This is a genomic window from Arthrobacter alpinus (assembly GCF_001294625.1).
In the GTDB taxonomy this organism is placed as follows: Bacteria; Actinomycetota; Actinomycetes; order Actinomycetales; family Micrococcaceae; genus Specibacter; species Specibacter alpinus_A.
The window spans coordinates 3,608,542-3,634,028 of record NZ_CP012677.1; the positions used below are offsets into that span (position 1 = coordinate 3,608,542).

Annotated in this window: 25 protein-coding genes and 1 tRNA gene; 15 read left to right on the top strand and 11 right to left on the bottom strand. The window is 63.4% G+C overall.

Features of this window, described 5'->3' with window-relative positions; all coding sequences use genetic code 11:
• Positions 1-113: 113 nt before the first annotated feature.
• Genes dhaK through dhaM form a run of 3 tightly spaced genes read left to right on the top strand, consistent with a single transcriptional unit; the run spans position 114 to position 2,520 of the window.
• The gene (gene dhaK, locus AOC05_RS16445) at positions 114-1,115 is read left to right on the top strand and encodes a dihydroxyacetone kinase subunit DhaK (RefSeq protein ID WP_062009940.1); all 1,002 of its coding nucleotides are present in this window, start codon (positions 114-116) and stop codon (positions 1,113-1,115) included.
• Between the two features lie 2 nt (positions 1,116-1,117).
• Positions 1,118-1,780 (top strand): dihydroxyacetone kinase subunit DhaL, encoded by a 663-nt coding sequence (gene dhaL / locus AOC05_RS16450; protein ID WP_062008430.1) that lies wholly within the window; start codon positions 1,118-1,120, stop codon positions 1,778-1,780.
• Positions 1,777-2,520: a dihydroxyacetone kinase phosphoryl donor subunit DhaM gene (dhaM, locus tag AOC05_RS16455; protein ID WP_062008432.1), complete on the top strand. Its 744-nt coding sequence runs from the start codon at positions 1,777-1,779 to the stop codon at positions 2,518-2,520. Before dhaL ends, dhaM begins: the two co-directional genes overlap by 4 nt.
• Positions 2,521-2,553: 33 nt before the next feature.
• On the opposite strand, the gene AOC05_RS16460 is transcribed toward dhaM, so the two are convergent.
• The gene (locus AOC05_RS16460) at positions 2,554-3,483 is read right to left on the bottom strand and encodes an A/G-specific adenine glycosylase (protein ID WP_315899807.1); all 930 of its coding nucleotides are present in this window, start codon (positions 3,481-3,483) and stop codon (positions 2,554-2,556) included.
• A 121-nt stretch (positions 3,484-3,604) separates the two neighbouring features.
• On the opposite strand from AOC05_RS16460, the gene AOC05_RS16465 reads away from it, so the two are divergent.
• Positions 3,605-4,264, top strand: a complete 660-nt coding sequence (locus AOC05_RS16465) for a hypothetical protein (protein WP_420480370.1) — start codon at positions 3,605-3,607, stop codon at positions 4,262-4,264.
• Positions 4,265-4,277: 13 nt separating this feature from the next.
• Here AOC05_RS16465 and disA read toward each other — a convergent pair whose 3' ends face one another.
• From disA to AOC05_RS19865, 4 genes are all read right to left on the bottom strand, one after another.
• Entirely contained in the window at positions 4,278-5,348 is a 1,071-nt protein-coding gene (gene disA, locus AOC05_RS16470; RefSeq protein ID WP_062008438.1) for a DNA integrity scanning diadenylate cyclase DisA, read from the bottom strand.
• A gap of 230 nt (positions 5,349-5,578) precedes the next feature.
• Complete coding sequence (gene radA / locus AOC05_RS16475) at positions 5,579-6,970, bottom strand: DNA repair protein RadA (protein WP_062008440.1); 1,392 nt, start codon at positions 6,968-6,970, stop codon at positions 5,579-5,581.
• 74 nt (positions 6,971-7,044) lie between these two features.
• Positions 7,045-8,163 carry an FUSC family protein gene (locus AOC05_RS16480; protein WP_062008442.1) on the bottom strand — a complete coding sequence of 373 codons (1,119 nt, stop codon included), beginning with the start codon at positions 8,161-8,163 and terminating at the stop codon, positions 7,045-7,047.
• A 52-nt stretch (positions 8,164-8,215) separates the two neighbouring features.
• Positions 8,216-8,410, bottom strand: coding sequence for a hypothetical protein (locus tag AOC05_RS19865; RefSeq protein WP_154604763.1), 195 nt, complete (start codon positions 8,408-8,410; stop codon positions 8,216-8,218).
• An 804-nt stretch (positions 8,411-9,214) separates the two neighbouring features.
• On the opposite strand from AOC05_RS19865, the gene pstS reads away from it, so the two are divergent.
• From pstS to AOC05_RS16510, 5 genes are all read left to right on the top strand, one after another.
• Positions 9,215-10,333 carry a phosphate ABC transporter substrate-binding protein PstS gene (gene pstS, locus AOC05_RS16490; RefSeq protein ID WP_062008447.1) on the top strand — a complete coding sequence of 373 codons (1,119 nt, stop codon included), beginning with the start codon at positions 9,215-9,217 and terminating at the stop codon, positions 10,331-10,333.
• 21 nt (positions 10,334-10,354) lie between these two features.
• Positions 10,355-11,302 carry a phosphate ABC transporter permease subunit PstC gene (gene pstC / locus AOC05_RS16495; protein WP_062008449.1) on the top strand — a complete coding sequence of 316 codons (948 nt, stop codon included), beginning with the start codon at positions 10,355-10,357 and terminating at the stop codon, positions 11,300-11,302.
• An 11-nt stretch (positions 11,303-11,313) separates the two neighbouring features.
• Positions 11,314-12,408, top strand: a complete 1,095-nt coding sequence (gene pstA / locus AOC05_RS16500; RefSeq protein ID WP_395939472.1) for a phosphate ABC transporter permease PstA — start codon at positions 11,314-11,316, stop codon at positions 12,406-12,408.
• Positions 12,409-12,433: 25 nt separating this feature from the next.
• Positions 12,434-13,213, top strand: a complete 780-nt coding sequence (gene pstB, locus AOC05_RS16505) for a phosphate ABC transporter ATP-binding protein PstB (protein ID WP_062008453.1) — start codon at positions 12,434-12,436, stop codon at positions 13,211-13,213.
• A 175-nt stretch (positions 13,214-13,388) separates the two neighbouring features.
• The gene (locus AOC05_RS16510; protein ID WP_062008455.1) at positions 13,389-14,489 is read left to right on the top strand and encodes a hypothetical protein; all 1,101 of its coding nucleotides are present in this window, start codon (positions 13,389-13,391) and stop codon (positions 14,487-14,489) included.
• Here the strand turns inward: AOC05_RS16510 and AOC05_RS16515 are convergent.
• The 3 genes from AOC05_RS16515 to AOC05_RS16525 form a co-directional block, all read right to left on the bottom strand.
• Complete coding sequence (locus tag AOC05_RS16515) at positions 14,486-15,496, bottom strand: inorganic phosphate transporter (RefSeq protein WP_062008457.1); 1,011 nt, start codon at positions 15,494-15,496, stop codon at positions 14,486-14,488. The genes AOC05_RS16510 and AOC05_RS16515 overlap by 4 nt on opposite strands.
• Before the next feature lie 2 nt (positions 15,497-15,498).
• Complete coding sequence (locus AOC05_RS16520; protein ID WP_062009942.1) at positions 15,499-16,116, bottom strand: DUF47 domain-containing protein; 618 nt, start codon at positions 16,114-16,116, stop codon at positions 15,499-15,501.
• Positions 16,117-16,350: 234 nt separating this feature from the next.
• Positions 16,351-16,998: a hypothetical protein gene (locus AOC05_RS16525; RefSeq protein WP_062008459.1), complete on the bottom strand. Its 648-nt coding sequence runs from the start codon at positions 16,996-16,998 to the stop codon at positions 16,351-16,353.
• A gap of 203 nt (positions 16,999-17,201) precedes the next feature.
• Between AOC05_RS16525 and AOC05_RS16530 the strand changes: the two genes are divergently transcribed.
• Together AOC05_RS16530 and AOC05_RS16535 are read left to right on the top strand one after the other, a co-directional pair.
• Positions 17,202-17,274: transfer RNA gene (locus AOC05_RS16530), tRNA-Lys, on the top strand.
• Positions 17,275-17,614: 340 nt separating this feature from the next.
• A complete protein-coding gene (locus tag AOC05_RS16535) occupies positions 17,615-17,983 on the top strand; it encodes a hypothetical protein (protein WP_154604766.1) in 369 nt (122 codons plus the stop codon).
• Between the two features lie 77 nt (positions 17,984-18,060).
• On the opposite strand, the gene AOC05_RS16540 is transcribed toward AOC05_RS16535, so the two are convergent.
• Entirely contained in the window at positions 18,061-18,696 is a 636-nt protein-coding gene (locus AOC05_RS16540; RefSeq protein ID WP_062008464.1) for a cysteine hydrolase, read from the bottom strand.
• Between the two features lie 99 nt (positions 18,697-18,795).
• On the opposite strand from AOC05_RS16540, the gene AOC05_RS16545 reads away from it, so the two are divergent.
• From AOC05_RS16545 to AOC05_RS16560, 4 genes are all read left to right on the top strand, one after another.
• The gene (locus AOC05_RS16545; protein WP_062008466.1) at positions 18,796-19,629 is read left to right on the top strand and encodes a hydroxymethylpyrimidine/phosphomethylpyrimidine kinase; all 834 of its coding nucleotides are present in this window, start codon (positions 18,796-18,798) and stop codon (positions 19,627-19,629) included.
• 67 nt (positions 19,630-19,696) lie between these two features.
• Positions 19,697-20,032, top strand: a complete 336-nt coding sequence (locus AOC05_RS16550; protein ID WP_062008468.1) for a GNAT family N-acetyltransferase — start codon at positions 19,697-19,699, stop codon at positions 20,030-20,032.
• Positions 20,033-20,794 carry an SDR family NAD(P)-dependent oxidoreductase gene (locus AOC05_RS16555; protein WP_062008470.1) on the top strand — a complete coding sequence of 254 codons (762 nt, stop codon included), beginning with the start codon at positions 20,033-20,035 and terminating at the stop codon, positions 20,792-20,794.
• 161 nt (positions 20,795-20,955) lie between these two features.
• The gene (locus AOC05_RS16560; RefSeq protein WP_062008472.1) at positions 20,956-21,588 is read left to right on the top strand and encodes a hypothetical protein; all 633 of its coding nucleotides are present in this window, start codon (positions 20,956-20,958) and stop codon (positions 21,586-21,588) included.
• Positions 21,589-21,612: 24 nt separating this feature from the next.
• Here the strand turns inward: AOC05_RS16560 and AOC05_RS16565 are convergent, their stop codons facing one another.
• Positions 21,613-23,142 (bottom strand): MFS transporter, encoded by a 1,530-nt coding sequence (locus tag AOC05_RS16565; RefSeq protein WP_230085411.1) that lies wholly within the window; start codon positions 23,140-23,142, stop codon positions 21,613-21,615.
• 302 nt (positions 23,143-23,444) lie between these two features.
• Positions 23,445-25,487 carry a PTS fructose transporter subunit IIABC gene (locus tag AOC05_RS16570; protein WP_062008475.1) on the bottom strand — a complete coding sequence of 681 codons (2,043 nt, stop codon included), beginning with the start codon at positions 25,485-25,487 and terminating at the stop codon, positions 23,445-23,447.

The window sequence follows — 25,487 nt, forward strand, 5'->3', positions numbered from 1 at the left end:
ATTGGCGGGAAATGGCCTATCAACCGCGAACGCGGCCGGGTAGTGTTCGTAAGGAAAGGCGAGGGGTGACCCCCGCCTCTATTTATCCGCTGTGCTATTTGGAGGGTTCCGTCATGAAAAAACTCATCAATGATCCCAAGTTAGTTGTTGACGAATCGATGGAAGGGTTCGGACTGGCGCATGCCAGTCATGTCACCATCCACCCCGATCCGCTTTTTGTCACCCGCAAGGGCGCCCCAAGGCCTGGCAAGGTTGGTTTGGTGTCCGGGGGAGGCAGCGGGCATGAGCCCCTCCACGCCGGCTATGTGGGCTTCGGCATGCTGGACGCAGCCGTCCCCGGCGCCGTGTTCACCTCACCAACCCCCGACGCGATCATTCCGGCCACACTCGCCGCGAACTCAGGGGCCGGCGTCGTGCACATTGTGAAAAACTACACCGGCGATGTGCTGAACTTTGAGACGGCAGCCGAGATGGCCGAGGCTGAAGGCGTTGAGGTTCGCACCGTTCTGGTCAACGACGATGTCGCCGTGGAGGATTCGCTCTACACGGCCGGTCGGCGCGGAGTTGCTGGCACGGTGTTGGTGGAAAAGATTGCCGGGGCCGCGGCCGAGCGCGGTGACGGGCTCGACGCCGTTGCAGCCATCGGCCAGCGCGTGAACGACAACGTGCGCAGCATGGGCGTTGCCTTGGCAGCCTGCACCGTCCCACACGCCGGCGTGCCAAGCTTTGAGCTGGGCGAAGACGAGATTGAAATTGGTATTGGGATCCATGGCGAACCGGGACGGCACCGCATCGCCATGGAGAACGCCGACGGCATTACCGACAGGCTGCTGGAGCCGATCCTGGCCGACCTCAAACCGGCGGCCGGGGACAAGGTCTTGCTGTTCGTGAACGGGATGGGAGGCACACCTGCCAGCGAACTGTACATTGTGTACCGGCACGCAGTGAAGGTTCTCCAAGCCGCGGGACTGGTGGTCGAACGATCCCTGGTAGGCAACTACATCACGGCGCTGGAAATGCAGGGCTGCTCCATCTCGGTGCTGCGCCTCGACGAGGAAATGACGGAGCTGTGGGACGCCCCCGTCAACACACCTGCCTTGCGATGGGGGATGTGAGCATGGGCCAAACACTCGATGCGTCCTGGGCGATTGACTGGTTGCGGCGCAGCGCGGCAGTCATCGCTGAGAACCGTATGATGCTCATTGAGCTCGACCGAAAAATCGGCGACGGTGACCACGGCGAAAACATGGACCGCGGCTTCCAAGCCATTTTGCTTAAGCTGGACGAGGGTGAACCGGAAACCCCCGGGGCTGTCTTCAAGCTGGCCGCGATGACCCTGATGTCCAAGGTCGGCGGCGCGGCCGGGCCCCTGTACGGCACTGCGTTCCTGCGCGCGGCCACAGCAGCCGGTGAGCAGCGCGGTCTGGACTCGGAGCTTCTGGCAGCAGCCCTGGCCGCAGCACGCGACGGGGTGGTGGCCCGCGGCAAGGCCGCGGTGGGTGAGAAGACCATGATTGATGCGTGGACACCTGCCGTTGACGCGGCTGCAGCCGCTGCCGCACGTGGGGCCGGACCCGCCGAACTCCTGGACGCGGCCGCATCGGCTGCCAGGGCCGGGGCGGTTTCCACCGAGCCCCTCATTGCCCGCAAGGGCCGGGCCAGCTACCTGGGGGAGCGTGCCATCGGGCACCGAGACCCAGGGGCTGAGTCATCGGCCCTGCTCTTGCGTGCCGCCGCTGAAGCCGCAGCCGCATCCCAGGCTTCCGGGATCGGCACATGAGCGTTGGGCTGGTTATCGTCTCGCACAGTGCCCAACTGGCGGCGGGGGTCGTGGAACTTGCGGCACAGATGGCAAAGGAGGTCACCTTAGTGGCCGCCGGCGGAATGGATGACGGCGGCATCGGGACGTCGCTGGAAAAAGTCATGGAGGCGCTGGAGCGGGCCGACACGGGCGACGGTGTGCTGGTGCTGACCGACCTCGGATCCGCCGTTATGACCGCAGAATCGGCGCTGGAGTTCCTTGGCAATCCGGAGAATATCCGCCTAGCAAATGCCGCGCTCGTGGAAGGTGCCGTTGCGGCGGCCGTCACGGCGCAGGGCGGAGCGCCCCTGGCCGCGGTGCAACACGCCGCTGAGACGGCCCTGACCCCCGGCGCCGCGACCGCCCTGGAACTGGGTAGCGTCCCAGGCGCACTGTCGGGGCAGGGCCCGATGCCGGCAGGGCCCGCCGCAGGGCCCGCCGCAGGGCCCGCCGCCGAGCCCGGTACCGTGACCGCCCAACTGACGCTGATCAACCCGATGGGCCTGCACGCCAGGCCTGCCGCCGTGCTGGCGGGTGAGCTTGGCGCCATGGACGTTGAGATTGAGATCAACGGTGTGGACGGGCAGTCGGTCATGATGCTGATGGCACTCGGCGCGGGGCAGGGCACCGAGCTTGCCGTGTCGGCCACAGGTCCCGACGCCCAACGGGCAGTGGAGCTGGTGCGCAGCAAAGTGGAGGCCGGCTTCGGCGAAATCTGACGCCCGCTACGCGGGATGAGGGGTTGGTGCCCGCTAGTGCGGCAGGTGGTAGCCGTCGTCAGAGAGTTGGGCCAGCCCGTCCGCGAGCAGACCGGCCAGGGCCCGCTCCAGTTGGGGCGCCTGCGTGTTGAGGTCGTGCAGCTTGCCCAACGCCGTGGCAACCTCGGCCGGGTGGGCCAGCGGCGCCGTAGTGGCGAGCTCGGTGTCGGAGGCCCACAGCAGGTCGGCATGGATCGGGGCGTCGGCGGCCCGCAAAACAGCCATTACAGCGCCGCGGACCTGCCTGTCGGTTCCAGCCCAAGGCTGGCCCTTGGGCATATAGGTGGGTTCCGGCTGGCCGGCGGCAATCCAGGCGCACTCCGTCCGGACGGGGCAGAGCCCGCACTTGGGGCTGCGGGCAGTACACACCAGGGCCCCGAGTTCCATGACGGCGGCGTTCCACTCCACCGACTCGGCAGGATCATGCGGTAGGAGATCCGCAGCCAGCTTCATTTCCGCGGCCGTCAGCGTCGGCGCCGGCAGTGCCTGGCCTATGACGAGGCGGGCGTGAACCCTGCGGATGTTGGTGTCCACCACCGTCTCGCGCCGGCCAAAGGCAAAAGCGGCTACGGCCGCAGCCGTGTAGGTCCCAATGCCAGGGAGAGTTAAAAGTGCCTCGAAGGTGTCCGGTACCTCGCCGTCGTGCTGCTCCACGATCATCGCAGCGGCCGCGTGCACGCGCAGGGCCCGTCGCGGATAGCCCAGCCGTCCCCACGCACGCAGGATTTCGCCCTGGGATTCCGCGGCAAAGCTGGCAGGCGTTGGCCAGCGGGACATCCACTGCTCCCAGACCGGCTGCACACGCACCACGGGCGTCTGTTGCAGCATGATCTCGCTGACGAGGACTCCCCAGGCCGAACAACCGCCGCGCCACGGCAAGTCACGGGCCGATTCGCGGAACCACGCCCGCACTTGCTGATGCACAGCAACTCCTCCTAGCAGTGTTTTCTTCGCACGGGCAGTTCTACTGTAGCCCGGATCACCGGGCGGCTCGGCGGCGTGGTTGGTCGTGGCGGCGGCGGGCGTTCGCTACTCTGGAATGGTGGTGACATCAGGAAAAAAGGGGCAGCGCAAGGGTTCGCGCCAGCTTGCCTCGATACCTGGGGTGTCCGCCAAGGTTTACCGGCGACGCCGGACTGTAGTTAGCATTTTGGCCCTCCTTATTGTGGTGGTTTTGGCCATCACAGGTTTTGCACTTTTTTCCCTGCTCAGCCCTTCCAACGGGAGCGCCGGAGATCTTGCAACGATACCGAGCGCGGACAGCACCGCCGAAACTGCCGTCCCGGCAGCAAAGCCGGATACGCCGGCGTCGGCCGTGTGCAATGAGGCCGGTATCAAGGTCAGCGGCTTGGTGGACAAGACTTCCTTCGCGGCGGACGAGAACCCGAAACTGACATTGCGGGTCACCAACACCGGCGAGGCTCCGTGCGACATCAACGTCGGCACCAGCCAGATGGAATTCAAGATCACCAGCGGAAATGACAGCATCTTCAACTCCAAGGATTGCCAGGCGGATCCCACAGACTTGGTCAAAAACCTGAAGCCGGGTGCCTCGGAGACGGCTAATTTCACGTGGAAGCGCAACCGCAGTGCTCAAGGGTGTGCAAGTGTTGCGGCCATGCCCGGCGGCGGCGGGGCAACCTACGTGTTCGTGGCCACCCTGGGGAAGTGGGCCAGTGATAAGGTCATCTTCCAACTCCAATAGGACAGGCCCCTATTTAGAGGAACCGGTCCAGAAGGCTTGCCTCGGCAATCCGGGACAGCCCCTCACGCACCGTGCGGGCACGTAGTTCGCCAATCCCGTCAACCACCATGAGTTCATCAATGGTGGCAGCCATGAGGTCCTGCAGGCCACCAAAGTGGTCAACGAGGCGCCCGGCGACCGCGCGGGGAACTGCCTTGAGTTCTGAAACGAGCCGGTAGCCACGCGGTTGGATAATATTCTCCAGGGCATCATTCCCGGCCGGGAGCCCCACAGCGCCGGCAATCAGGTTCAAATCGATCAGGTCGGCCTGGTCGATTTCCTGCAGGGCCGCCACCGCGGCATCAACATCGGTAACGAGCGGGTCCGTGTAATCGCGGATCACCATGTCGGCGCCGGAACCGCGCGTTGCCGAAAGTTCATCCAGCTGCAGGGAGAGCAGGCGACCGTCCACGCCCAGCTCCAGCACGTACTGGGCGATCTCCTCGGAGATCCGGCGCACCATCTCGTGGCGCTGCAACGTCACGGCCACATCGCGGACCGTGACCATCGCCTCGATTTCCAGTGCCGAAAGGGAGCTTGTCACCTGGTCCAGGCGTGCACGGTAACGCTCCAAGGTGGCCAGGGCCTGGTTGGCGCGAGCCAACACCTTCTCCGAGCCTTCAAGCACGTACCGCAGACCATCCACATAGAGGGCAATAATTTGCATCGACTGGCTGACGGAAACAACGGGGACACCCGTTTGAATGGCGACGCGCTCGGCCGTGCGGTGGCGCGTGCCCGATTCCTGGGTTTCAATGCTGGGATCCGGAACCAGCTGCACGGCGGCCCGTAAAATCTTGGTGACGTCCTTGTCGCAGACGATGGCACCGTCCATCTTGGCCAGTTCACGCAGGCGGGTGGGCGCAAAATCGATGCCGATCTCAAAGCCGCCCGAGCAAAGGCTCTCCATGGTCTTGTCCATACCAAGGACAATCAACGCCCCGGTGCGTCCGCGAAGAATACGCTCCAGCCCGTCACGCAACGGGGTTCCCGGTGCAACACGGGCAAGAGTGGCCTTGAGGGCATCTTCGGGGGTGCGAAGCATTGACGAGTCCTTCTTTTCAAGCGCGGGTATCCGCACAAGTCACAGTCCCCATATTAGTGGGAACTTGCCCCTAATACGCGCCGTTGCAGCCTTTAACCGGGAGGACCAGGCCGGATGTCAAGGAAATTGATGCCACGCGGGTGTTTGGGCGGAAAATTCTACTGGTTGTGGACGGTTGGGAGCCGGACCTGGGACCTGGATCTCAACGCGCCAGATCACTTGTCTCCGGGTTAGCCGTGCAGTAGCAGTTCAGTGGCCTCGGCAACGTGTTCAATCTGCTTCACCGTGAAGTTTGGCGGAATGTCCCCCGGCCCGGCGGGGCTCTTGGGCACTAGGGCGTGGGTGAATCCCAGTCGGTAGGCTTCCTGGATCCGCTGGTTGATGCCGGCTACCGGACGCACCTCACCGGCCAGCCCCACCTCCCCGAAGGCCACCATCTTCTGGTGGACGGCCCTGTTCGTCTTGGCCGAAACTATGGCCAGGGCAACGGCGAGGTCCATGGCCGGTTCGCTCAGCCGGGCCCCGCCCACAGTGGCAACATAGCTGTCATCAGCATCCAGGCGGACCCCTGCACGTTGTTGCAGCACCGCAAGCAGCATGCCCACGCGGGTGGAGTCGAGTCCGCTGACAGTGCGCCTCGGTGAGGACCCCACAGCGGGGGTCAGCAGTGACTGGACCTCGGCCAGCAGAGGGCGGCGGCCCTCCATAGTGACGGTGATGCAGGTCCCGGACACGGGCGAGCTGGTGCGCGAGATGAACAAGCCGCTGGGATCGGCCAGGCCCTCGATGCCGTTGTCGGTGAGGTCGAAGCAACCCACCTCATCGGTCTGCCCATACCTGTTTTTCACGGCCCGCAACAGACGCAGGCGCGAGTGGCGTTCGCCGTCGAACTGGCAGACCACATCCACCAGATGCTCCAGAAGGCGGGGGCCGGCAATGGAACCATCCTTGGTCACATGGCCCACTAGAAGTGTCGTCATGTTCAGCCGCTTGGCTGCAGCGATCAGCGAGGCGGCAACCTCGCGGACCTGGGACACGCCACCGGCCGCACCATCCACCATGGCACTGCTAAACGTTTGCACAGAATCAACAATCAGTAGGGCAGGCTGGACAGCTTCCACCTGACCCAACGCCGTGCCGAGATCCGTCTCGGCCCCCAGATACAGCGTGTCCGCAACGGCGCCAATCCGTTCAGCGCGCAGTTTCACCTGGGCCGCAGACTCTTCCCCTGTTAGGTAGAGGACCTTCTGTGGTTCCCTGCCGTGGTCATTGCGGGCAAACTTCGCGGCCACATCCAACAACAAGGTGGACTTGCCCACCCCGGGTTCGCCTGCGAGCAAGATGACCGCCCCGGGAACCATACCCCCACCCAGGACACGGTCGAGTTCGGGCACGCCGGTCAGGTTGTGGGCCGCTTTGGAGGCGTCCACCTCGGAGATGAGCTGCGCCGGACGCACCACCGTTGTGGCGGCGGTGGTGCGCACCACCACGGTGCCGACCTCCTCAAGGGTCCCCCAGGCCTGGCACTCCCCGCACCGGCCAACCCACTTCACTGCCATCCAGCCGCATTCGGCGCAGCGAAAGTTTTGCCCAGCGTTGGCCTTAGCCGTTTTTGTTGCCATGGTTCAACCCTAGCGCCGGGCACTGACAAGGATGAACCCACCGTACCCGCCTGTGGAGAACAGCTTGGGGCGGCCTACAGTTTGGGCAGCAGCGCCCTGGCGTCCGCCGGGTCCATGCTCGCCACTTCCAGCAGGTCCACCATGAGCGTGCGGAATAGGAGCACCAGTGCCTCACCCTCCATCCGCGTGATTTCCAGCTTGCTGGGGTGCAGGCGGATGGCGATGTCCGCCAGCGAGTCACGGGCGTGGCTCAGTGTGGTCCGGGGATTGGTGTCGGCCACGGCGGCACCGAGTTCTTCCACGGCCGATGCACATTCGCTGATCGCCTCGGCTAGATTCAGGGTTCCGACGTCGGAGAGCGCAGCATTGTTAATTACGCTGGTCAGCCGTCGCGCCAGCACCCGGCTCGATCGCATGGCATAGTCAAGGCGTTCCATGACCTTGGCCAGAGCCTCAACCTCCTGAAGATGGCGTCGGTAAAGGGGGGAAAGTGTGGCAATTTCGACTGAGCCATGCAAGCCCTGGCGCATCGCATCGATGCGGGGCTGTTGGCTGCGGGCCCGTACCAGTGCGTGCCAGGCCGTGGTGGAGTCGTTGTAGGAAAGGGCCGACGCGCATTCGCGCAGCACCAAAGCCAGTTCGCCGAGCATGAGTTTCACATCGTCTTTGGGGGCGCGGCGCGGATCTCGGGGAACCAGCAGGGTGACCGCCAGGGCAAAACACCCCCCGACGATGGCGTCGATGCTGCGGGTGAACGGCCCGCCTGCCGGGATGGGTAGCAAAACCACCAGCAGGGACTGCAACGCCAGCTGGGTGGTGAAAATGGCGCCGGAATCTAGGAAGCGGGCCAGCAGCACCGACAGGAAAACGACCAGGGCCGCCTGCCAGATGCCTGCTCCGAGCCAGTGCAGCAAAGTGTCCCCGAGAGCGATGCCAATGGTGCAGCCAAGGCCCACTTCAAGAACCCTGCGCAGCCGGGGGTCCCGCGAAAACCCCAGGGCGATGATGGCGCTTGTTGCCGCGAACAGCGGCCCCTGATGGCCCAGCACCAGCATAGAAAAGTAGTAGGCACCTACCGAGCAAAGAGTGATTAGCAGGGCAGGGACCAGGGAGTTGTAGCTTCGTCGCAGCCCCAGCCGGGCACGGCGCTTGAGGAACCTCACGCTCGCGACGTCCCGGACTGACTCTGGCATGGGATAAGTCTATGTGCCGGTGCCCGGGGCCAGACCCCGGGCACCGGTCCCGTCAGTTTGCGGCGTCAAATCCCCTTAGTTGGTTCGGTACCGTGGCACCGGCCCTCACTTCTCCGGCACTCACCCGCTGCTCTTGCATCTCGACCTGGATGATCCCGCCCAGTGAGGATACATCGGTTACGGAGGCGCGCTGTCCAGTGGTGTATTCCAAGTTCGTCAGGGCCTGAAGGCCCGTCAGATTTGACACAGGGCTGTCTTCGAAGCTCTGCGTGGACAGGTGGGTCGCCCTAGACCCTCCGATACCCACCCTCTAGGGGCAGGAAGGTTACGCAACGGTTCGAAGCTGCTGATCTGGGTTTCGCCGAGTGAAACATATGCCAATGCCGACATACCGGCATGCCAGCAACGGAGGCCAAAGACGTGGTTGGTGCATTGCCTAATCACCAGTTTCGTAAGATTCCGAAAAGCGGCCAGCGGCGCAAGTGAGCTAAACGCTCCTCCGAACAAGTACAGTCGCTCCAACTTGTCTGCGTGCTCGAGGCCCGTGAGATCGCCAACGGTGTCGCAGCTGAGAACCAAAATCGAACTGATCCCCCTACCGTGAGAATGCCAGCCGGCTGCAGTCTCAAGACGTCCCGCAAACACGCCGCAAGTACTGCATCAAGCACAACCGCGTCAGTGTCGACCGCGAAGGCCGGGGTTGCAGCACCAGTGACGCCCAGCATTGCGGCGAGAGTGATGCCGATGCCCCCAATTACCGCCTGTTGATCTTGCGCACCTCATCACGGCATTCCGCAAATCTTAGTAAAACGTATTTATCAGTTCAGGGGTACGGGCCTAGGTGTCCGCTGAGCCTGTCCCAATCGTGGGCCGGTGATTCCTACTTACACACGCCTGCCCGCATGGCGATGTGAGCGACGTCGTACTCAAAAACCAAGAATCCCCGCGGCGTTAACCTTCCGTTCACTTAGGGCGGGTCGTTGCTTCATCTGGTGGTCGTAACTTCTAAAGGGTAAGGAATCCCAAGACACCCATCGAAGAGGTAAATCACGTGAAGGCACTTCACATTGGCCGCGTGGCCGCAGTTCTCACCGTCGGCGCACTCGCCCTGACCGCCTGCGGAACTGACAACGTTGTGACCCCCGGCAACGGCGGCACGTCCTCCGCCCCGGCAGGCCCCACGGTCACCGGAACCCTTACCGGTACCGGCGCCAGCTCCATCTCCGCCGCCATGGACGCCTGGAAGGCCGGATTCGAGTCCGCCAACTCCGGCGCCAAGATCCAGTACTCACCTGAAGGCTCTGGAGCCGGACGCAAAGCCTTGATCGCAGGAGCCGTGCAATTTGCCGGCTCCGACGCTTACCTCAAGGATGACGAGCTCGCCTCCGCCAAGGAAAAGTGCGGGCCCGACGGCGCCGTCAACGTTCCCTGGTACATCTCACCGATCGCCGTGGCCTTCAACGTGCCCGGTGTGAAGGACCTCAAGCTCGACGCCGACACCATCGCCAAGATCTTCCGCGGTGACATCAAGAACTGGAACGACGCAGCCATCAAGGCCGCCAACCCGTCGGCGACACTGCCGGATCTGGCAATTACCCCCGTGCACCGCTCGGACAACTCAGGCACTACAGAGAACTTCACCGACTACTTAGCAGCCGCAGCTTCCACCGTGTGGACGGATAAGAAGTCAGGCGACTGGCCCGCAGCCCTGCCCGGCGAAAACGCCAAGGGCACCTCCGGTGTGGTCAAGACCGTCACCGAAACCGCCGGCGCCATCACCTACGCCGACGACTCCGCCGTCACCGACGCACTGGGCAAGGCTGAGCTGAAGGTTGGCGATAGCTTCGTCCCTGTCACCGCCGAGGGTGCAGCCAAGGCCGTTGACGCCGCCAAGGTGGTTGAGGGCCGCGGCCCGAACGACTTGTCCCTGAAACTGGACCGTACCACCACGGTGGCTGGCGCCTACCCGGCCGTCCTGGTCTCTTACGGAGTGTTCTGCGCCCATTACCCGGACGCCGCCACCACTGACCTGGTCAAGTCTTTCGGCACCTTCGTGCTCAGCACCGAAGGTCAGAAGCAGGCAGCCGACGCAGCCAAGAGCGCCCCGCTCTCCGCTGCGCTCGCCGCCAAGGCCAAGGCCTCGATCGACTCCATCAGCGTCGCCAAGTAAAGCCGAACAAAAGGTATCAAATTGTCCACCACCAAGCTCGCGCACAAGGCGAAAACAGGGCGGGCCGGAACAGGCCGCACCGGAGATAAAGTGTTCTCCGGTGCGGCACTGGGCGCCGGTGCGCTGATTGTGGCCGTGCTGTTCGCCGTCGCACTTTTTCTGGTAGTGCAGGCACTGCCCACGTTTAGTGCACCGGCAGCGGACATCACCGGGGGGAAGGGGTTCTTGCCCTATATCTTCCCGATCGTCGTCGGCACGCTCATCGCCGCCGCCATCGCCTTGCTCATTGCCACACCCGTTGGTATTGCCGTGGCCTTGTTCATCTCCCATTACGCCCCGCGCCAGCTGGCTCGCGGCCTGGGCTATGTGGTGGACCTTCTAGCCGCCATCCCGTCCGTTGTTTACGGCGCCTGGGGTGCAAGCTACCTTGCCTCCCAGTTGAAAGTCCCGTATGCGTGGCTTGCCGAGAACCTCGGCTGGATCCCCATTTTTGCAGGACCCGCCTCAAGTACGGGAAAGACCATCCTGACCGCCGGCATCGTGCTGGCCGTCATGGTCTTGCCCATCATTGCCTCTCTGACCCGGGAAATTTTCTTGCAGGCCCCTATGCTGCACCAGGAAGCGGCGCTGGCATTGGGTGCAACCCGCTGGGAAATGATCCGTATGGCCGTGTTGCCCTTTGCCCGCGGCGGCATTATCAGCGCCGTCATGCTGGGTTTGGGCCGCGCCCTCGGGGAAACCATGGCCGTGGCACTCGTGCTTTCCTCCGGACCGATGATCGCCTCTCTGGTCCGCTCCGGAAACCAGACCATCGCAGCCGAGATCGCCCTGAACTTCCCGGAAGCGTTCGGCCTTCGCATGCATGAACTTATTGCCGCCGGCCTGGTGCTGTTCCTGATCACCCTGGCCGTGAACATGGTGGCCCGCTGGATCATCAACCGCCACAAAGAATTCTCGGGAGCCAACTGATGGCCACGCTCATGACCGAACGCAAGCGCTCCGCCCTGACCCGCGGCCGCCTCCCCAAGTACACGCCCTACGCCATCGCCGCCAGCGCTGTCATCATCGCAGCAGCCCTGATGGCCCTGGTCGGGTTCAACGTTTTTGGCTGGGCAGTCCTCTCCGCCGTGTTGTTCGCGGTGGGCAACGTCGGCAGCTCCGCCATTGTGGAGGGCCGCCGCAAGGCCACCGACAAACTCGCCACCTCGCTGGTGGTTGGCGCGTTCCTGCTTGCCCTTCTACCGCTGATCTCCGTTATTTGGACGGTTTTGGTCAACGGAATCCCGGGCCTGATGACCCCCGGATTCCTGGGATCGTCCATGAACGGGGTCACCGGCGCGGTGGACAACGCCTCGGTCAAGGACGGCACAACGGCGGTGGGCGGGGTCTACCACGCACTCGTGGGCTCGGTGCTGATCACTCTCTGGGCCACACTGATCTCCGTGCCCATCGGTCTGCTGACCGCCATCTACCTGGTGGAATACAGCGCCGGGAACAAGTTCTCCAAGGTCATCACCTTCCTGGTGGACGTCATGACCGGCATCCCCTCCATTGTGGCCGGCTTGTTTGCCGCAGCCTTCTTCGCCATGATCTTGGGCCCGGGCACCAAGACCGGGTTCGTGGCCGCCGTCGCCCTCTCCGTGTTGATGATCCCGGTGGTGGTGCGCTCCAGCGAGGAAATGCTCAAGATTGTCCCCAACGAGCTGCGCGAGGCCGCCTACGCCCTGGGTGTACGCAAGTGGCGGACCATCATGAAGGTGGTCATTCCGACGGCGATCTCCGGCATCGCCTCCGGGGTCACCTTGGCGATTGCCCGGGTTATCGGGGAAACCGCGCCACTGCTGGTCACGGCCGGATTCGCGACGACGATCAACACGAATGTGTTTGCCGGCTGGATGTCTTCGCTGCCCACCTTCATCTACACGCAGATTATGACCCCGACCTCGCCGTCGAACCCGGATCCGTCCAACCAACGCGCTTGGGCGGCCGCGCTCCTGCTGATCATCTTGGTCATGCTCCTGAACCTCGGCGCCCGCCTAGTGGCCCGCATATTTGCGCCCAAAACCGGCCGCTAACTTTTAGAAACGGAACCTCATTACTATGTCTAAACGCATCGACGTCAGCGACCTCAACGTCTATTATGGCGATTTCCTGGCCGTAGAAGATGTCAACATCACCCTTGACGCCAAGTCCGTCACCGCTTTCATTGGCCCCTCCGGTTGTGGCAAGTCCACGTTCCTGCGCACCTTGAACCGCATGCACGAGGTCATCCCCGGCGCCCGGGTTGAGGGCAAGGTGTTGCTGGACGGGGATAACCTGTATGCCGACGGCGTCGATCCCGTGACGGTCCGCAGCCAGATCGGCATGGTGTTCCAGCGGCCCAACCCGTTCCCCACCATGAGTATTCGCGACAACGTCCTGGCCGGGGTGAAGCTGAACAGCCGCCGCATGCCCAAGTCCGACGCCGACGATCTGGTGGAGAAGTCCCTGCGGGGCGCCAACTTGTGGAAAGAGGTCAAGGACCGTCTGGAGAAGCCTGGCTCAGGGCTGTCCGGTGGACAGCAGCAACGCCTGTGCATCGCCCGCGCCATCGCCGTCTCACCGGACGTGATCCTGATGGACGAGCCATGTTCGGCACTTGACCCAATCTCCACGCTCGCCATTGAGGACCTCATCAACGAGCTCAAGGACGAATACACCGTGGTAATCGTGACGCACAATATGCAGCAGGCCGCCCGCGTCTCCGACAAAACTGCGTTCTTCAACATCGCCGGAACCGGCAAGCCCGGCAAACTGATTGAGTTTGCCGAGACCACCACCATCTTCAACAACCCGGGGCAGAAGTCCACTGAGGACTATGTCTCCGGCCGTTTCGGCTAACCAAACCGCGCGGGGACTTCCGCCATGCGCAGGGCTGGACGGGCCGGGCTGCGCAGCTCGATCAGTGGCGCAGCCCGGGGAGGCTGGCTCTGCGCATAACGGAGCGATTCTTGCCACTGTTACAGCGGCTCGAAACAACTGTGCCCGCGAGTGGCGGCACACCTAGGCTGGGTTCATGACTTCACTTCCCGCTGTTCGCGGCGCCCACCTCGTCGGATCCATCAACCAGCCCACCGCGGCAGACACCCTGGCGATTGTTGCGGAAAACCTCGGTGGCTACGTGGCGCGCATACCCGACGGCGAGGTGGGCGAACGCTACCACTGGATCCTGTTCCAGGGCACCCGGTTCGAGGCCGTTGCCGGACTGAGCCGCGTGCCGGGGGAGCCCTTCATGATTGCCGGCTTCGACCTGCGCAAGATTGTCCTTGACGGTACCGTGCCCGCCGCCGAGCTGAAGTTTGGACCGCTGGGCTACGCCGAGGCGGCCCTTGCCAGCTACCAGGACTTCAAAGCCCTCCGCGACGCCGGCGCCATCGCCGAAGGCACCCGCTTCCAGGTGGCCATTCCGTCGCCGCTGGCGCCGCTGGGCTCCTACCTTGTTGCCTCAGACCAGGCCGCCGTCTACCCGGCCTACGCCGTCGCCATGGAGCGCGAGATTGCAGAAATCTCCGCCGGCATTCCGGCCCAGGACCTGGCCATCCAGATCGATCTGGCCGTCGAGTTCAGCCACATCGAAAAAGTTTCCGTGGGTGGCAACACGCCCGACTGCTGGTACGTGGAGGGCGCTGACCCCACCACGGAGGAGATCATCGACGCCGCAACGTCATTGGCTGCCCCAGTGGCCGCCGCCGTTCCGGAGGACGTGCAATTCGGCGTCCACCTTTGCTACGGCGACGTCGCAGAGAAGCACTTCGCGGAGCCCGCCGACGCCGCCAACCTGACGGCCGTCGCCAACGCCCTGTCCGCGAAGGTTTCCCGCCCAATTGAATTCCTGCACCTGCCGGTGCCGATAGAGCGCGACGACGCAGCCTACTTCGCGCCGCTGGCCAACCTTGCGCTCCACCCGGAAACGGAACTGTTCCTGGGTTTGGTGCATCACGAGGACGGCACAGAGGGCGCGGCCCGCCGGATCGCCGGCGCCCGCCCGGCCCTAGCGGCGGCGGGCCTCACCGAATTCGGGATCGCCACCGAGTGCGGCTTCGGGCGTGGCCCGGCCGATCGCACGGCGCCCCTGCTGCGCCTACACGCAGATATCATCCAGGCGGCCAAAGCCTAGGCCAGGGGGGAAAGCGCCAGGAAGAACAGCGCCCCTAAAAATGCGCAGGCAAAGGGGGTCGCCACCCACGCGCCGACAATGCGAAGCATGACGTGCCTGTTGGTGCCGGAAAAGCGCTGATTGGCGCCTGCCCCGGCAATGGCGGAGGTGACCGTGTGGGTGGTGGACAGGGGCAGCGTCAGACCGATTGCACCCACGAACAGCAGGCCCGCACCCACCATCTGGGCCACAAAGCCGCGCATGGGATCCACTCTGACCAGCCGGTGGCCCATGGTGTAGGAGATGCGCCAACCGCCAAAGAGTGTTCCCGCCGTCAGGAACGCTGCCGTGAAGATGGGCACCCACAGCGGCACCTCCCCGGCCCCGCGCACCCCGGCAGCCGCAAGCGCAAACAAGAGCACCGCCGTCGTCCGCTGGCCATCTTGCAAGCCGTGCCCAAAGGCAACCGCGGCACCGGCCACCGACTGCATCTGGCGGGCGCGCCGGTTCACCTGGTGGGGGGCTGTGTTGCGGGCCGCCCACACCGCGGGGTACACGGCCAGGAACCCCAGCGCATAGGCGACGATAGGGGACAGTAGCAGGGGCAGTACCACCAAGGCCAGGAGTGTGGTGTTGATCCCCTCCAACGGCGTGTGCCCCAGCAACAGTGAGCCCAGGGACGCTCCCACCAGCCCGCTGATCAGAGCGTGCGTGGACGACGAAGGATAGCCGCGCCACCACTGGTACACGCCCCAAAGACAGGCTCCGGCCAGCCCTGCCAGTAACAGGATCAGGCCATTGCGTCCAGGCGGGACGGTGAAAAGCCTGTCAGCGAAAGTGACCGCCAAGACCACGCTGATCAGCGCCCCGAGACAGTTGAAAAGGCCCGCCAGTAGCACCGCGATGGTGGGGGTCAGTGCCCGGGTACGCACCGACAGTGCGACGGCGGAGGAGACGTCGCGGAAACCGTTCAGGAACGCGAAAATCGCCGCCGCGACGATCACGGCCCCGAGCAGGAACGGCACCAAGCTCAGGATTCCTTGACGATAATGCTGCCCACTTGCGTGGCAACGGCACGCATCTGCTTGCTGGCGGCAGCAAATTGGTCCGCCAGCATGCGGTACTTGGCAAAACTAGTGGGGCTGTGGTTTTCCAGCAGTTCAGCAATCAGGATCCGGTGGGTGTGATCTGCCCGTTTCGCCAGGCGCAGAACCTCCAGCCAGTAGTCCTCCAACGAGTCCAGGTCATTCAGCGCTTTCATGGCGGCGGCGGTGAGCTCCACTTGGCGGGACAATATTTCCAGCTGGTCAACCGCGCGTTTGGGGACCCGGTCCAGACCATACAGTTCTATCAACTCGGCGGCGCCCGTCAGGAGCTCACTGGATTCGTTGAGCAGCCGGCCTAGGGCGTAGAGGTCTTCGCGGGGGAGTGGGTTGATGAAGCTGGTACGCATGGTGGTCAGCAGCGTGGCGAAGTCGGCGGTGGAGGCGCCCTCGTGCTGGCGCATGGTCTCAGCCAAGTCCGGGAAGTCGGCGCGTCCTGCGCCCAAAAGCTCTGCCAGGGTGTGGGTCCCGGCCAGTAGCTGGCCGGCCATCCTGGCCAAGGCGTCCAGCCCTGCCGTTTCGTGGGGGAAGAATCTCAGCTTCACGTTGGGACCTTTGCGTATGGCAGGCTTTTCGGGCATAAAAGTGGTGCCGAACCGGGAGCGCCTCACGGCGTTAGGCCGCTCAAAGCGGCTAGAAAATGGAGCCCGGGGGTTCCGCAGTTCGACACCACTTTTAGTGTTCTACGTTGCGCCTCTGCTGTCAACCGGAGATCGAGGAAACTGCACCGATGGGAGGGGATTGCATCGGTGGCGAAGATTACTTAAAGGGGTGAGTCGCTAGTCCAGGTCGCCCTTGCGCCATGAGGCGGCAGCGCCTTCAAGGTCCTCAGCCGTGCGCACCAGCTGGTGCGCCTTCTTCGTCAGTTGGGCAGCATGCTCCGGATGCATCTTTTCACGGTCATTGGCAATGGTGGCCTGACCTAACGCCAAAACCCGGCAAAAGGCGGCCGACCGTTCTAGCGCAACGTCAAAGTCGCCGTCGAACGCGCCAGACAAAATGGCGTCAGCCACGGTGCTGATCTCTTGCGCACCCGGCGGCTCGGCTACGCCGGCGACAGCGTTGGCCACCTGCGCCCGGTGCTGTCCGGCCCGGAAAAACACGCTGATTCCCTCGGGATCCTGCAGCGTTGCCGCACGCAGGGCATAGAGGCGCCACAGGGCACCAGGAAGGGATCGGGCCGGACTGGCCGCCCACATCTCGGCAATGGCGTCCAGGCCCTGCTTGTCAGCAAGCTTGACCAGTCGCTTGGTGATCTCCGGATCGGTGCTTTCCCTTCCGCCAGAGACCAGTGCCCGGGCAGCCAGATGGGCGGCCTCGGAGACCCGCGCCGGATCTGTGCCGCCCGCGAACGGTTCAAAGTCGGCCGGCGCAAAAGGCAGGGGCTTGTGGGGTCGGGGAGCACGTGGGGCTGGTACTTGGTTCATGAGTCGACATTACCCCCGCTACCCGGCAGGGTCGAGAGAGCGGGCACTTCGCACCCGGCAGTCACGGCCGTGCCAGCGGGCCCGCTTGAATCCGGGCTTGAGTCCGGGCTGGAATTGCATTTGTACACACGCCGTGAGGTAGTCTAATGTCCGACAAGTTTTCCAGGGATGGCAACATCCTTGCAAAAACTTCTCGCACGGTCGGGCCTTTAGCTCAGTTGGTAGAGCATCGGACTTTTAATCCGTGGGTCGCGGGTTCGAGCCCCGCAGGGCCCACCTGACCAAGCCGCAGGTCAGAGCCACTTTTAGTGGTTTCTGACCTGCGGCTCTTTTTGTTTCAGTGGAAATTTTGGTGATTTGGAGTTCCCCGGTGAACGCCGCATCTGCGTGCTTACCGTCGACTTATCCTGAAGTGTCGATATATTAGGCTGACAGCCGGGTACCGCATAGGCAATCAACCTTCCGCCGCGTCGACGATTCAGGCTGGACTCCCGGCCCACCGTTTCGTATCGGTTTCCAAGAATGCGCCCCAGAGAGAGCAACGATGGCCAAGTCTAATTTGCAGCCTGATGAGTACGTGGTCTTGAAGAGCTAAGGGGTGCTTCACGGCGGCGTGATGGCCACTTACACTGATGAGCTAGTTCTCAGCAGTCAGAACATCATCCTGATTTCCAAGGGCATGTTGGGAAACACGAAGGGAATCGAGTATTTCGAGCTGAACACCATCAAGAACATTGGTGGGAAGCCTCAAGCGATTGCTTCCGGTCCAAAATTGGACGTCTACTTTCTTAAGGGACAGGATTCTTTCGGATTCAAAACCAGGCGGGAAGCCAAAGCGTGGGCCAATTCCATCTCCAAATTGTTGAATGCAAACCCTGAGGAGTCCGGTACCGCCCGGGACAGGGCGATTCCCGGGGCGGCGTACGTGGCAGACACCCTGAGAAACACTCTTGGCACTTTCAAGGACACCTTCAGGCGAAAATAAGGAGATCCCAAGCCTGGGATTGTTGTACGGAAAGTACTCAATTCTGCGCGAGCCGCACCGGCCTGGGCTGAACCCCGTCAGTACCCCCGTGAAGAGTCCTCCAGCACTGATGCAGAGTTCAGGGCCGAGATGAACTCGTCCGAGGTGGTCGGCGTGGAGAACATGGGGTAGTCGAACTTGACCGCCGACTCTCCCTCTTCCACGCTCGTGGCGGCCACGGCGTCGGTCAGGGTCACCACGTTGTAGCCGCGTTCGTACGCGGTGCGCATGGTTGATTCCACGCAGCAGTTGGTCAGGAACCCTGCCAGCACCACCGTCTTGATGCCCTTGGCACGCAAAATAAAGTCGAGGTTCGTGCTGCCGAAGGCATCCAGTCCGCGCTTGCCTTCAATGATGATCTCGGATTCCCCAGGGGCAAACCGGGCCATGATCTCGGTCCCCCACGCACCCTGTACAAAGGCCGTGGCGTCAACCACGCCCTTGAGGATGCCGTAAGGGTGTTTGGCGATCTCGTTGTACCCGGGCGCAAAGCTGATGGGGGAGTGGATGACAGTGGCGCCGGCGGCGCGGGCGGCAACTAGCACCTTCTCCGCGTTGTCTAAGGTGCTATTGGCGTCCATGGAGGCCTTGACTGCGCCGTGCAAGACGCCACCTTCGGAGGTAAAATCGTTTTGGAATTCAATGAAAACGACAGCTGTTGAATCGGTGTCCACGGCATTGCTCCTTAGTTTGGGGGGAAAGATCCCAGATAGCGCTGAATCTACCGCTGCCGGGGGAACATTGATAGGGCGCCAAAGTGGCAAGATGGTTCCATGACAACAAAAGCGCCCGCCCTTGCCCTGACCATCGCCGGATCCGAAGCGACCGGTGGTGCCGGCGCCCAGGCGGACCTCAAGACGTTCCAGGAACTGGGCGTCTTCGGCATCGTGAACCTGACCTGCATTGTCTCCTTTGATCCGAAGGACAATTGGAACCACCGCTTCGTGCCCTTGGACCAGCAGGTCATCGCCGACCAGCTCGAGGCGACGACGGCGGCCTACGGCGCAGCGTCCGGCGCACCCACCGTCCTTGAGACGGTGAAGATCGGCATGTTGGGCAGCCCCGCCACCATCACCACCGTGGAAACTGCGCTCAAAGTCGCCGGGTTCAAGAATGTGGTCCTTGACCCCGTGTTGATCTGCAAGGGTCAGGAGCCGGGCCACGCATTGGACACCGATGCGGCATTGAAGGCCCAGATCCTGCCGTTGGCCACCTTCGTGACACCCAACCACTTTGAAGCTGAATCCCTCTCTGGCATGAGCATCAACAACCTCGAGGACCTCAAGGCCGCAGCACGCAAGATCCACGAGATCAGCGGCGCCGCCGTGCTCGCCAAGGGCGGGGTGAGGCTGGAAGGCGCCAACGCCGTCGACGTCTTCTTTGACGGGGAAACCCTGGAGGTCCTCAGCGCCCCCAAGGTGGGCGACGTGGCCGTTTCCGGGGCCGGCTGCTCCCTGGCCGCGGCCGTGACGGCCGAACTGGCCAAGGGTGCCACCCCGCTGGAGGCGGCGCGTACCGCCAAGGCCTTCGTCACCGAGGGCATCAAGAACCGGGTGAGCTCCGGCGCCCCGTTCACCGCGCTGTGGCAGGGCGGGGCCGGCTCCTAACCATCCCCTCTAAATTTCCGAGTGGGGCACTGTTGCCAGCACTGCGCCGTTGTGCCAAGCTCGCTTTATGAGTGAGAATCCAGCTGCCCAAAGTGATGCCTTCGACGCCGATGTGAGCATGACACGCAATGACGGCCGTCACCGCTACGAGCTGCACGAGGCGGACAAATTGGCCGTGGTCATCGTGTTCCAGGATTTGCCCGGCCACGTTGACCTCATCCACACGGAAACGCAGGACGGGTTCGCAGGCCGCGGCCTGGCGAAGGTCCTGGTCAGGTATGCGCTGGATGACGTGGTGGCCTCGGGCAAGCGCATCATCCCGCATTGCTCTTATGTTGCAAGGTTCGTGGAAAAACACCCGGACCTTTACACCCAGTACACCGACCAGCCGGGCGGCGTGTAGGTGGCGCTTCCGGTCGCGTTGATCACCGGTGCCACGTCCGGCTTGGGAGCCGAGTTCGCCCAGCAGTTGGCCCGCAGCCAGCATGACTTGGTCCTGGTGGCCCGCACGGTTGCCAAACTGGAGGCCAAGGCGGTGCGGCTGCGCACGGAATTTGGCATCCACGTTGAGGTCCTGCCGGCGGACTTGTTGACGGACGACGGCGTCGCCTCCGTCAGTGCCCGGCTGGCGGACCGTGAGCGGCCGGTCTCCGTGCTGGTGAACAATGCCGGTTTCAGCTTCGTCACGGCGTTTGAGGACAGCACGGTGGAGGCCGAAACGGAGCACCTGCGGATCCTGGCACTGACGCCCATGCAGCTGACCCACGCCGTCTTGGACGGCATGTTGGAGCGCCGGGAGGGGCGGATCGTCAATGTTTCCAGCGTCTCGGCGTTCATCCCGCGCGGGAGCTACGGTGCGGCCAAGGCGTGGCTGACAAGCTTTAGCCGCTCAGCCAACCTGCGCTACGGCCCCCGAGGGGTCCAGGTGACTGCCGTGTGCCCGGGGTTCGTGCACACGGAGTTCCACCAACGCATGGGGGCGAACATGAGTGGCATCCCGAAGTGGATGTGGCTGAATCCGGACCAGGTGGTCCGGGAGGGCTTGGCCGCCAACGCCGCCGGCAAGAGTGTCTCCATCCCGTCCCGGAGGTATGCCACCCTGATTGCCCTGAGCAAGCTGGTGCCGGACAAGCTCGCCGCAGCGGTTGGCAATCGCGGCCGATAACGGTTAGTGCGGCCCTCCGTCAGCGGGTCGTCAGGATTGCTCCCCGCACCGTATGGATCGCGTCAAGAACCCGTCCAGCGCCCGCTTGCAGTGGTCCCATGGAAGAAGAAGCAGGACGGTCATCCGGGCCGACTGCCGTTCTTCGAGGGAGTGAGCTCAGCATGGAAGTTGGCGAAGAGTTGGTGCCGGCGGGCGCGGTATGTAGTTCAGGGGCGGTGGCGCACGGCGGCTTTGTGGCCGTGGACGACGGCGGGGAATTCTCCTTCTTCCCGTCCTCGGAGGCGCTGCTGGCTGACTTTGAATACACGGCCCAGGCCATCTGCATTGTGGGCCGCGACGGCTCCGGATTCAGGTTGCTGCTGGACACCGACCGCCATCTTGCCATGGGCACCTCGCTGGGTCCGGTGGACTTTTCCTGGTTGCGCCAAGCCTGGTTGAAGGCCCAGCGGCACAACCCGGGCGAGTATCCGTTGCGGCGCTTCTACCCTGCGGGCAGGGAAACGCTACTGGCGTGCATGTTTGAGACGTTGTACCTGGAACATGCCATGGAACCGGTCCAGTGGAACTTTACGGTGGACGGGAAACAAACCCATCCCGTGTCGCTGGAGGACATCGACGGTAGCCTCACAAACCGGCGCGTGTTGGAACGCGCTAGGGTGCAGGATCCCTTCGGCCACTTGTACCGGCCTGTCCGCGTCCCCGGACATGCCGTGAACGGGCGCAGCCATCACGGGAAGGTCACCATTTTTGTGGAGATCCCCGCAATGGCTGCGCCGCCGTCGAACATGCCATGACAGCCATGGGTCGGCTGCTCCTAGCTAGGCGTCGACCTGTTCCGGTCTGCCCACCGTGACGGGGATTCCGCTGCCAGGGGTTGCCGGCTCGTAGCTGTCGTCGAATGGCAGGTGGTCCATGTCCAGGAAGGGGTTCTCATCCTGGGTGGAGACCAGGTCCCGGGCCTCCGCCGCGGTGTCCACGCTGGGCATCGATCCGGGTAGCGGGCGCTGCGCCGATTCCCGCAGGAAGTAGATCGCCACCGCGCCAATGGCCGAGGTCAGCATCAGGTAGTACGCCGGCATCATGTCATTGCCTGTCACCGTGATCAGGATCTTGATAATGAACGGCGTGGTGCCGCCAAAGATAGCCACCGAGAAGTTGTAGGAAATGCCCATCCCGCCATAGCGGCTGGAGGTCGGGAACAGGGCCGGCAAGGCCGAAGCCAGGTTGGCCACGTAGAACGTGACAGGGAAGGCAATCAGCGCCAGCCCCAACATGGTGGACCAGATCTCGCCGAAGCCGATCAGCATGAACGCGGGCAGGGCCAGCACCACGGTGCTGATGGAGCCAACCCACAGCACCGGGCGGCGCCCAATCTTGTCGGAGAGCCTGCCGGTGAGGGGGATGCACAGTGCCATGATGACCAGCACGGGGATGGTCAGCAAGGTTCCATGCAGGGGATCGTAGCCCTTGGACTCCGTCAGATAGGTGGGCATATAGGAGGTGAGCGCGTAGCCAACGGTGTTGGCCGCGGCCACCAGCACCATGGCTAGCACGATCTGGCGCCAATACACCCGGACCAACGTGATGGGACCGTTCGAGGTGTCCTCGTCGGAGGAAACTGCAGACTTCGCCGCGGCTTCCTGGGCATCCAGGGTGGCCTGGAACTGAGGCGATTCCTCGATCTTGTTGCGGAAGTAGATGGCGATGAGCCCCAGGGGACCGGCCACAAGGAAGGGGATGCGCCAGCCCCAGTCCTCCATGGTCGCCTGGCCCAGTGTCATTTGTAGCACTGAGACGGTGGCGGCGCCTAGGGCGAAGCCGATGTAACTGCCCATGTCCAAGAAACTTGCGAAGAACCCGCGGCGCTTGTCCGGGGCGTATTCGCTGACAAACGTCGTGGCACCGGCGTATTCGCCACCTGTGGAGAATCCCTGGACCAGCTTGAGCAGGACCAGCAGGGCAGCAGCCCAAATGCCGATCTGTGCATAGCCGGGCAACAGGCCCACGGCGAACGTCGATGCCGCCATGATCAGCAGCGTGGTTGCCAGCACTTTTTGCCGGCCGATCTTATCTCCGAGCCAACCAAAGACCACTCCGCCAAGCGGGCGGGCCAGGAAGGTTGCCGCGAACGTTCCCAGAAGAAATAGGGTTTGTACCGATTTGTCAGCTTCCGGCAAGAAGACTGGCCCCATGGTGGTGATGAGGTAGCCGAAAACGCCGACGTCGTACCATTCCATGGTGTTGCCGACGACAGTGCCGCCTATGGCTTTTTTGAGCATGGGCTGGTTGACTACATTGATGTCGTCCACGGCCAGCCGCCGTCTTTTAAGTGGGGGCAAACGGGGCATTTTTCCCCTGGCCTGCAATCGTCCTGCGGTGTCCTTAACACTTATTTCCGGTTGAATCATGCTTCGGTCTTTGGGCATTTGTACATCCCCTTTTGGAGGTCATTTGCTTGCGACTTTCTGCTGCATCGCTACGGGCAGACTATAAATTCTATCAGATCAGCAAATTCGAGCCCATCTGCAGACTGTATTCGGGCCTATTTGCAGACTGTTATGACACGCAAAAAACCCTTGAAAAGGTTCGGTTTTCGCGACCCTCAAGGGCTTTTTGGTACATCTGAACTAAATACTTGTGCGCAGCCCTTCTAGCTGTTCTGTCCGACGAGCTGTTGTCCTGCAGAAGCCGCAACGGGTGCCCTGACTGCCCAGCGTTTGAGGGCGACTACTGTCAGCGCAGTGATGACCGTGCCGACGGCGATGGCAGTGATGAACACGCCGATGTTGCCGATGGCGAAGAACACAAAGATCCCACCATGGGGGGCCTGCGAGGTGACACCTGCGGCCATACAGATGGCACCAGTGAAGGCGCCGCCCAGCATGGATGCGGGGATGACACGCAGGGGGTCGGCCGCTGCAAAGGGGATGGCGCCTTCGGTGATGAAGGAGGCGCCCAGCAGCCAGGCGGCTTTGCCGTTTTCGCGCTCGGCAAGGGAGAAGCGCTTCCTGTCGATTACGGTGGCCAGGGCCATGGCAAGGGGCGGGACCATTCCGGCGGCCATTACGGCTGCCATGATTTCCCATGGTGCGTGGTTGAGCGCCGAGCCTGCGCCAAGCCCTGCCACGGCGAAGGCGTAGGCCACCTTGTTGACGGGGCCGCCCAAGTCAAAGCACATCATCAGGCCAAGGACAACGCCCAGCACGACGGCGGAGGCCCCGGACATTCCCGTCAGCCAATGGTTCAGGCCATTGGAAAGCGCCGCGATGGGTCCGCCTAAGAACAAGAGCATTGCGCCGGAGGCGATGATGGAACCCAAAAGTGGAATGATGACCACTGGCATGAGGCCGCGCAGCCAGCGTGGCACCTTCCAGCTGCCAATCCAGTATGCGGCCAGACCGGCGAGCAGCCCGCCCACCAGCCCGCCCAGGAAACCTGCGCCCATGAAGACGGCGATGGCGCCAGCCGTGAAGCCGGGGGCGATACCGGGGCGGTCGGCGATGCCGAACGCGATGTAGCCGGCAAGCGCCGGGACCAGGAAGCCCATGGAGAGGTTTCCGATGGTAAATGCCACCGCGCCCAGGTACAGTCCTAGGTTGCCGCCGTCGGGCAGATTCAGCAAGGTGTTGTGGGTGAGGATGTCTGCCGCTGTGGTGCCCAGGGCGATGCCGTAGCCGCCCAGCAGGAAGCCCAGTGCAATCAGCAAGCCGCCGCCAGCCACGAACGGGATCATATAGCTGACACCAGTGAGTAGGACCTTTTTGATCTTGGTGCCCAGATGCTCGCTGGCCGTGTCCTGGTTGTGCTCGGCAGCCTCCTCGGCGCCAAAGTGGGCAACCTTGCGGGCGTGCGGATCGGTGGCCGCTGCGAGGGCCTCCTGGATCATCTTGGCTGGCTCGTCGATGCCGCGTTTCACGGGGGAACTGACCAGCGGCATGCCAGCAAAGCGGTCCTTGCCGCGCACGTCCACATCCACGGCAAAGATCACGGCGTCGGCAGCGGCAATGACGGCCGGGTCCAAGGGGGTGAGCGCCCCGGAACCCTGGGTCTCCACCTGCAGGTCAACGCCTGCCTCCTGCGCCGCCTGCACCAAGGAGTCGGCGGCCATGTAGGTGTGGGCGATCCCCGTAGGGCACGCCGTCACGGCGACCAAGCGCAGCGGGTGGGGTGAAGCCGAGCCGGCTTCACCCCACCCGGATTGGGCGCCGGGCGCTGCGGCGTTCGCCGTGGCCGGACTTGGAGTATCGGCTAATGCTCCGTCGACCAGGGTGACGATTTTTTCCGGCGTTGCCGCTGCACGCAGGGCGGCCGTGAAGTCCTTCTTGATTAGGGAACGGGCCAGTTTGGAAAGGAGCTTGAGGTGCTCGTTGTCAGCACCGGCGGGGGCCGCGATGAAGAAGATGATGTCCGCGGGGCCGTCCTTGGCGCCAAAGTCGACGGCCGGGTCCAGCCGGGCCATGGCCAGGGTGGGCTCCAAGACAGCCGCGGAGCGGCAATGTGGGATGGCGATGCCTCCTGGCACGCCAGTGGACGTCTTTTGCTCACGGGCTAGGGCGTCTGCGTAGAGGCCCTCAACGCCGGTGGCGCGGCCCTGCACGGCAATGATGGTGGCGAGGTGGTGGATCACGGAGGCGGCGTCGGTGCCGAGGTTGGCATCAAGGACTACCAGGTCCGTGGTGATGAGGGTTGTCAT

What these genes read in the sequence shown, in the direction of transcription:
- AOC05_RS16480 (WP_062008442.1), bottom strand. Translation starts at nt 8,163, where the DNA reads ATGCCAGAGTCAGTCCGGGACGTCGCGAGCGTGAGGTTCCTCAAGCGC.
- disA (WP_062008438.1), bottom strand. Translation starts at nt 5,348, where the DNA reads ATGCTTCGCACCCCCGAAGATGCCCTCAAGGCCACTCTTGCCCGTGTT.
- AOC05_RS16550 (WP_062008468.1), top strand. Translation starts at nt 19,697, where the DNA reads ATGAGTGAGAATCCAGCTGCCCAAAGTGATGCCTTCGACGCCGATGTG.
- AOC05_RS16560 (WP_062008472.1), top strand. Translation starts at nt 20,956, where the DNA reads ATGGAAGTTGGCGAAGAGTTGGTGCCGGCGGGCGCGGTATGTAGTTCA.
- AOC05_RS16510 (WP_062008455.1), top strand. Translation starts at nt 13,389, where the DNA reads ATGACTTCACTTCCCGCTGTTCGCGGCGCCCACCTCGTCGGATCCATC.
- dhaK (WP_062009940.1), top strand. Translation starts at nt 114, where the DNA reads ATGAAAAAACTCATCAATGATCCCAAGTTAGTTGTTGACGAATCGATG.
- AOC05_RS16525 (WP_062008459.1), bottom strand. Translation starts at nt 16,998, where the DNA reads ATGAACCAAGTACCAGCCCCACGTGCTCCCCGACCCCACAAGCCCCTG.
- AOC05_RS16570 (WP_062008475.1), bottom strand. Translation starts at nt 25,487, where the DNA reads ATGACAACCCTCATCACCACGGACCTGGTAGTCCTTGATGCCAACCTC.
- AOC05_RS16545 (WP_062008466.1), top strand. Translation starts at nt 18,796, where the DNA reads ATGACAACAAAAGCGCCCGCCCTTGCCCTGACCATCGCCGGATCCGAA.
- AOC05_RS16565 (WP_230085411.1), bottom strand. Translation starts at nt 23,142, where the DNA reads ATGCCCCGTTTGCCCCCACTTAAAAGACGGCGGCTGGCCGTGGACGAC.
- pstA (WP_395939472.1), top strand. Translation starts at nt 11,314, where the DNA reads ATGACCGAACGCAAGCGCTCCGCCCTGACCCGCGGCCGCCTCCCCAAG.
- pstB (WP_062008453.1), top strand. Translation starts at nt 12,434, where the DNA reads ATGTCTAAACGCATCGACGTCAGCGACCTCAACGTCTATTATGGCGAT.
- AOC05_RS16535 (WP_154604766.1), top strand. Translation starts at nt 17,615, where the DNA reads ATGGCCACTTACACTGATGAGCTAGTTCTCAGCAGTCAGAACATCATC.
- radA (WP_062008440.1), bottom strand. Translation starts at nt 6,970, where the DNA reads ATGGCAACAAAAACGGCTAAGGCCAACGCTGGGCAAAACTTTCGCTGC.
- dhaM (WP_062008432.1), top strand. Translation starts at nt 1,777, where the DNA reads ATGAGCGTTGGGCTGGTTATCGTCTCGCACAGTGCCCAACTGGCGGCG.
- dhaL (WP_062008430.1), top strand. Translation starts at nt 1,118, where the DNA reads ATGGGCCAAACACTCGATGCGTCCTGGGCGATTGACTGGTTGCGGCGC.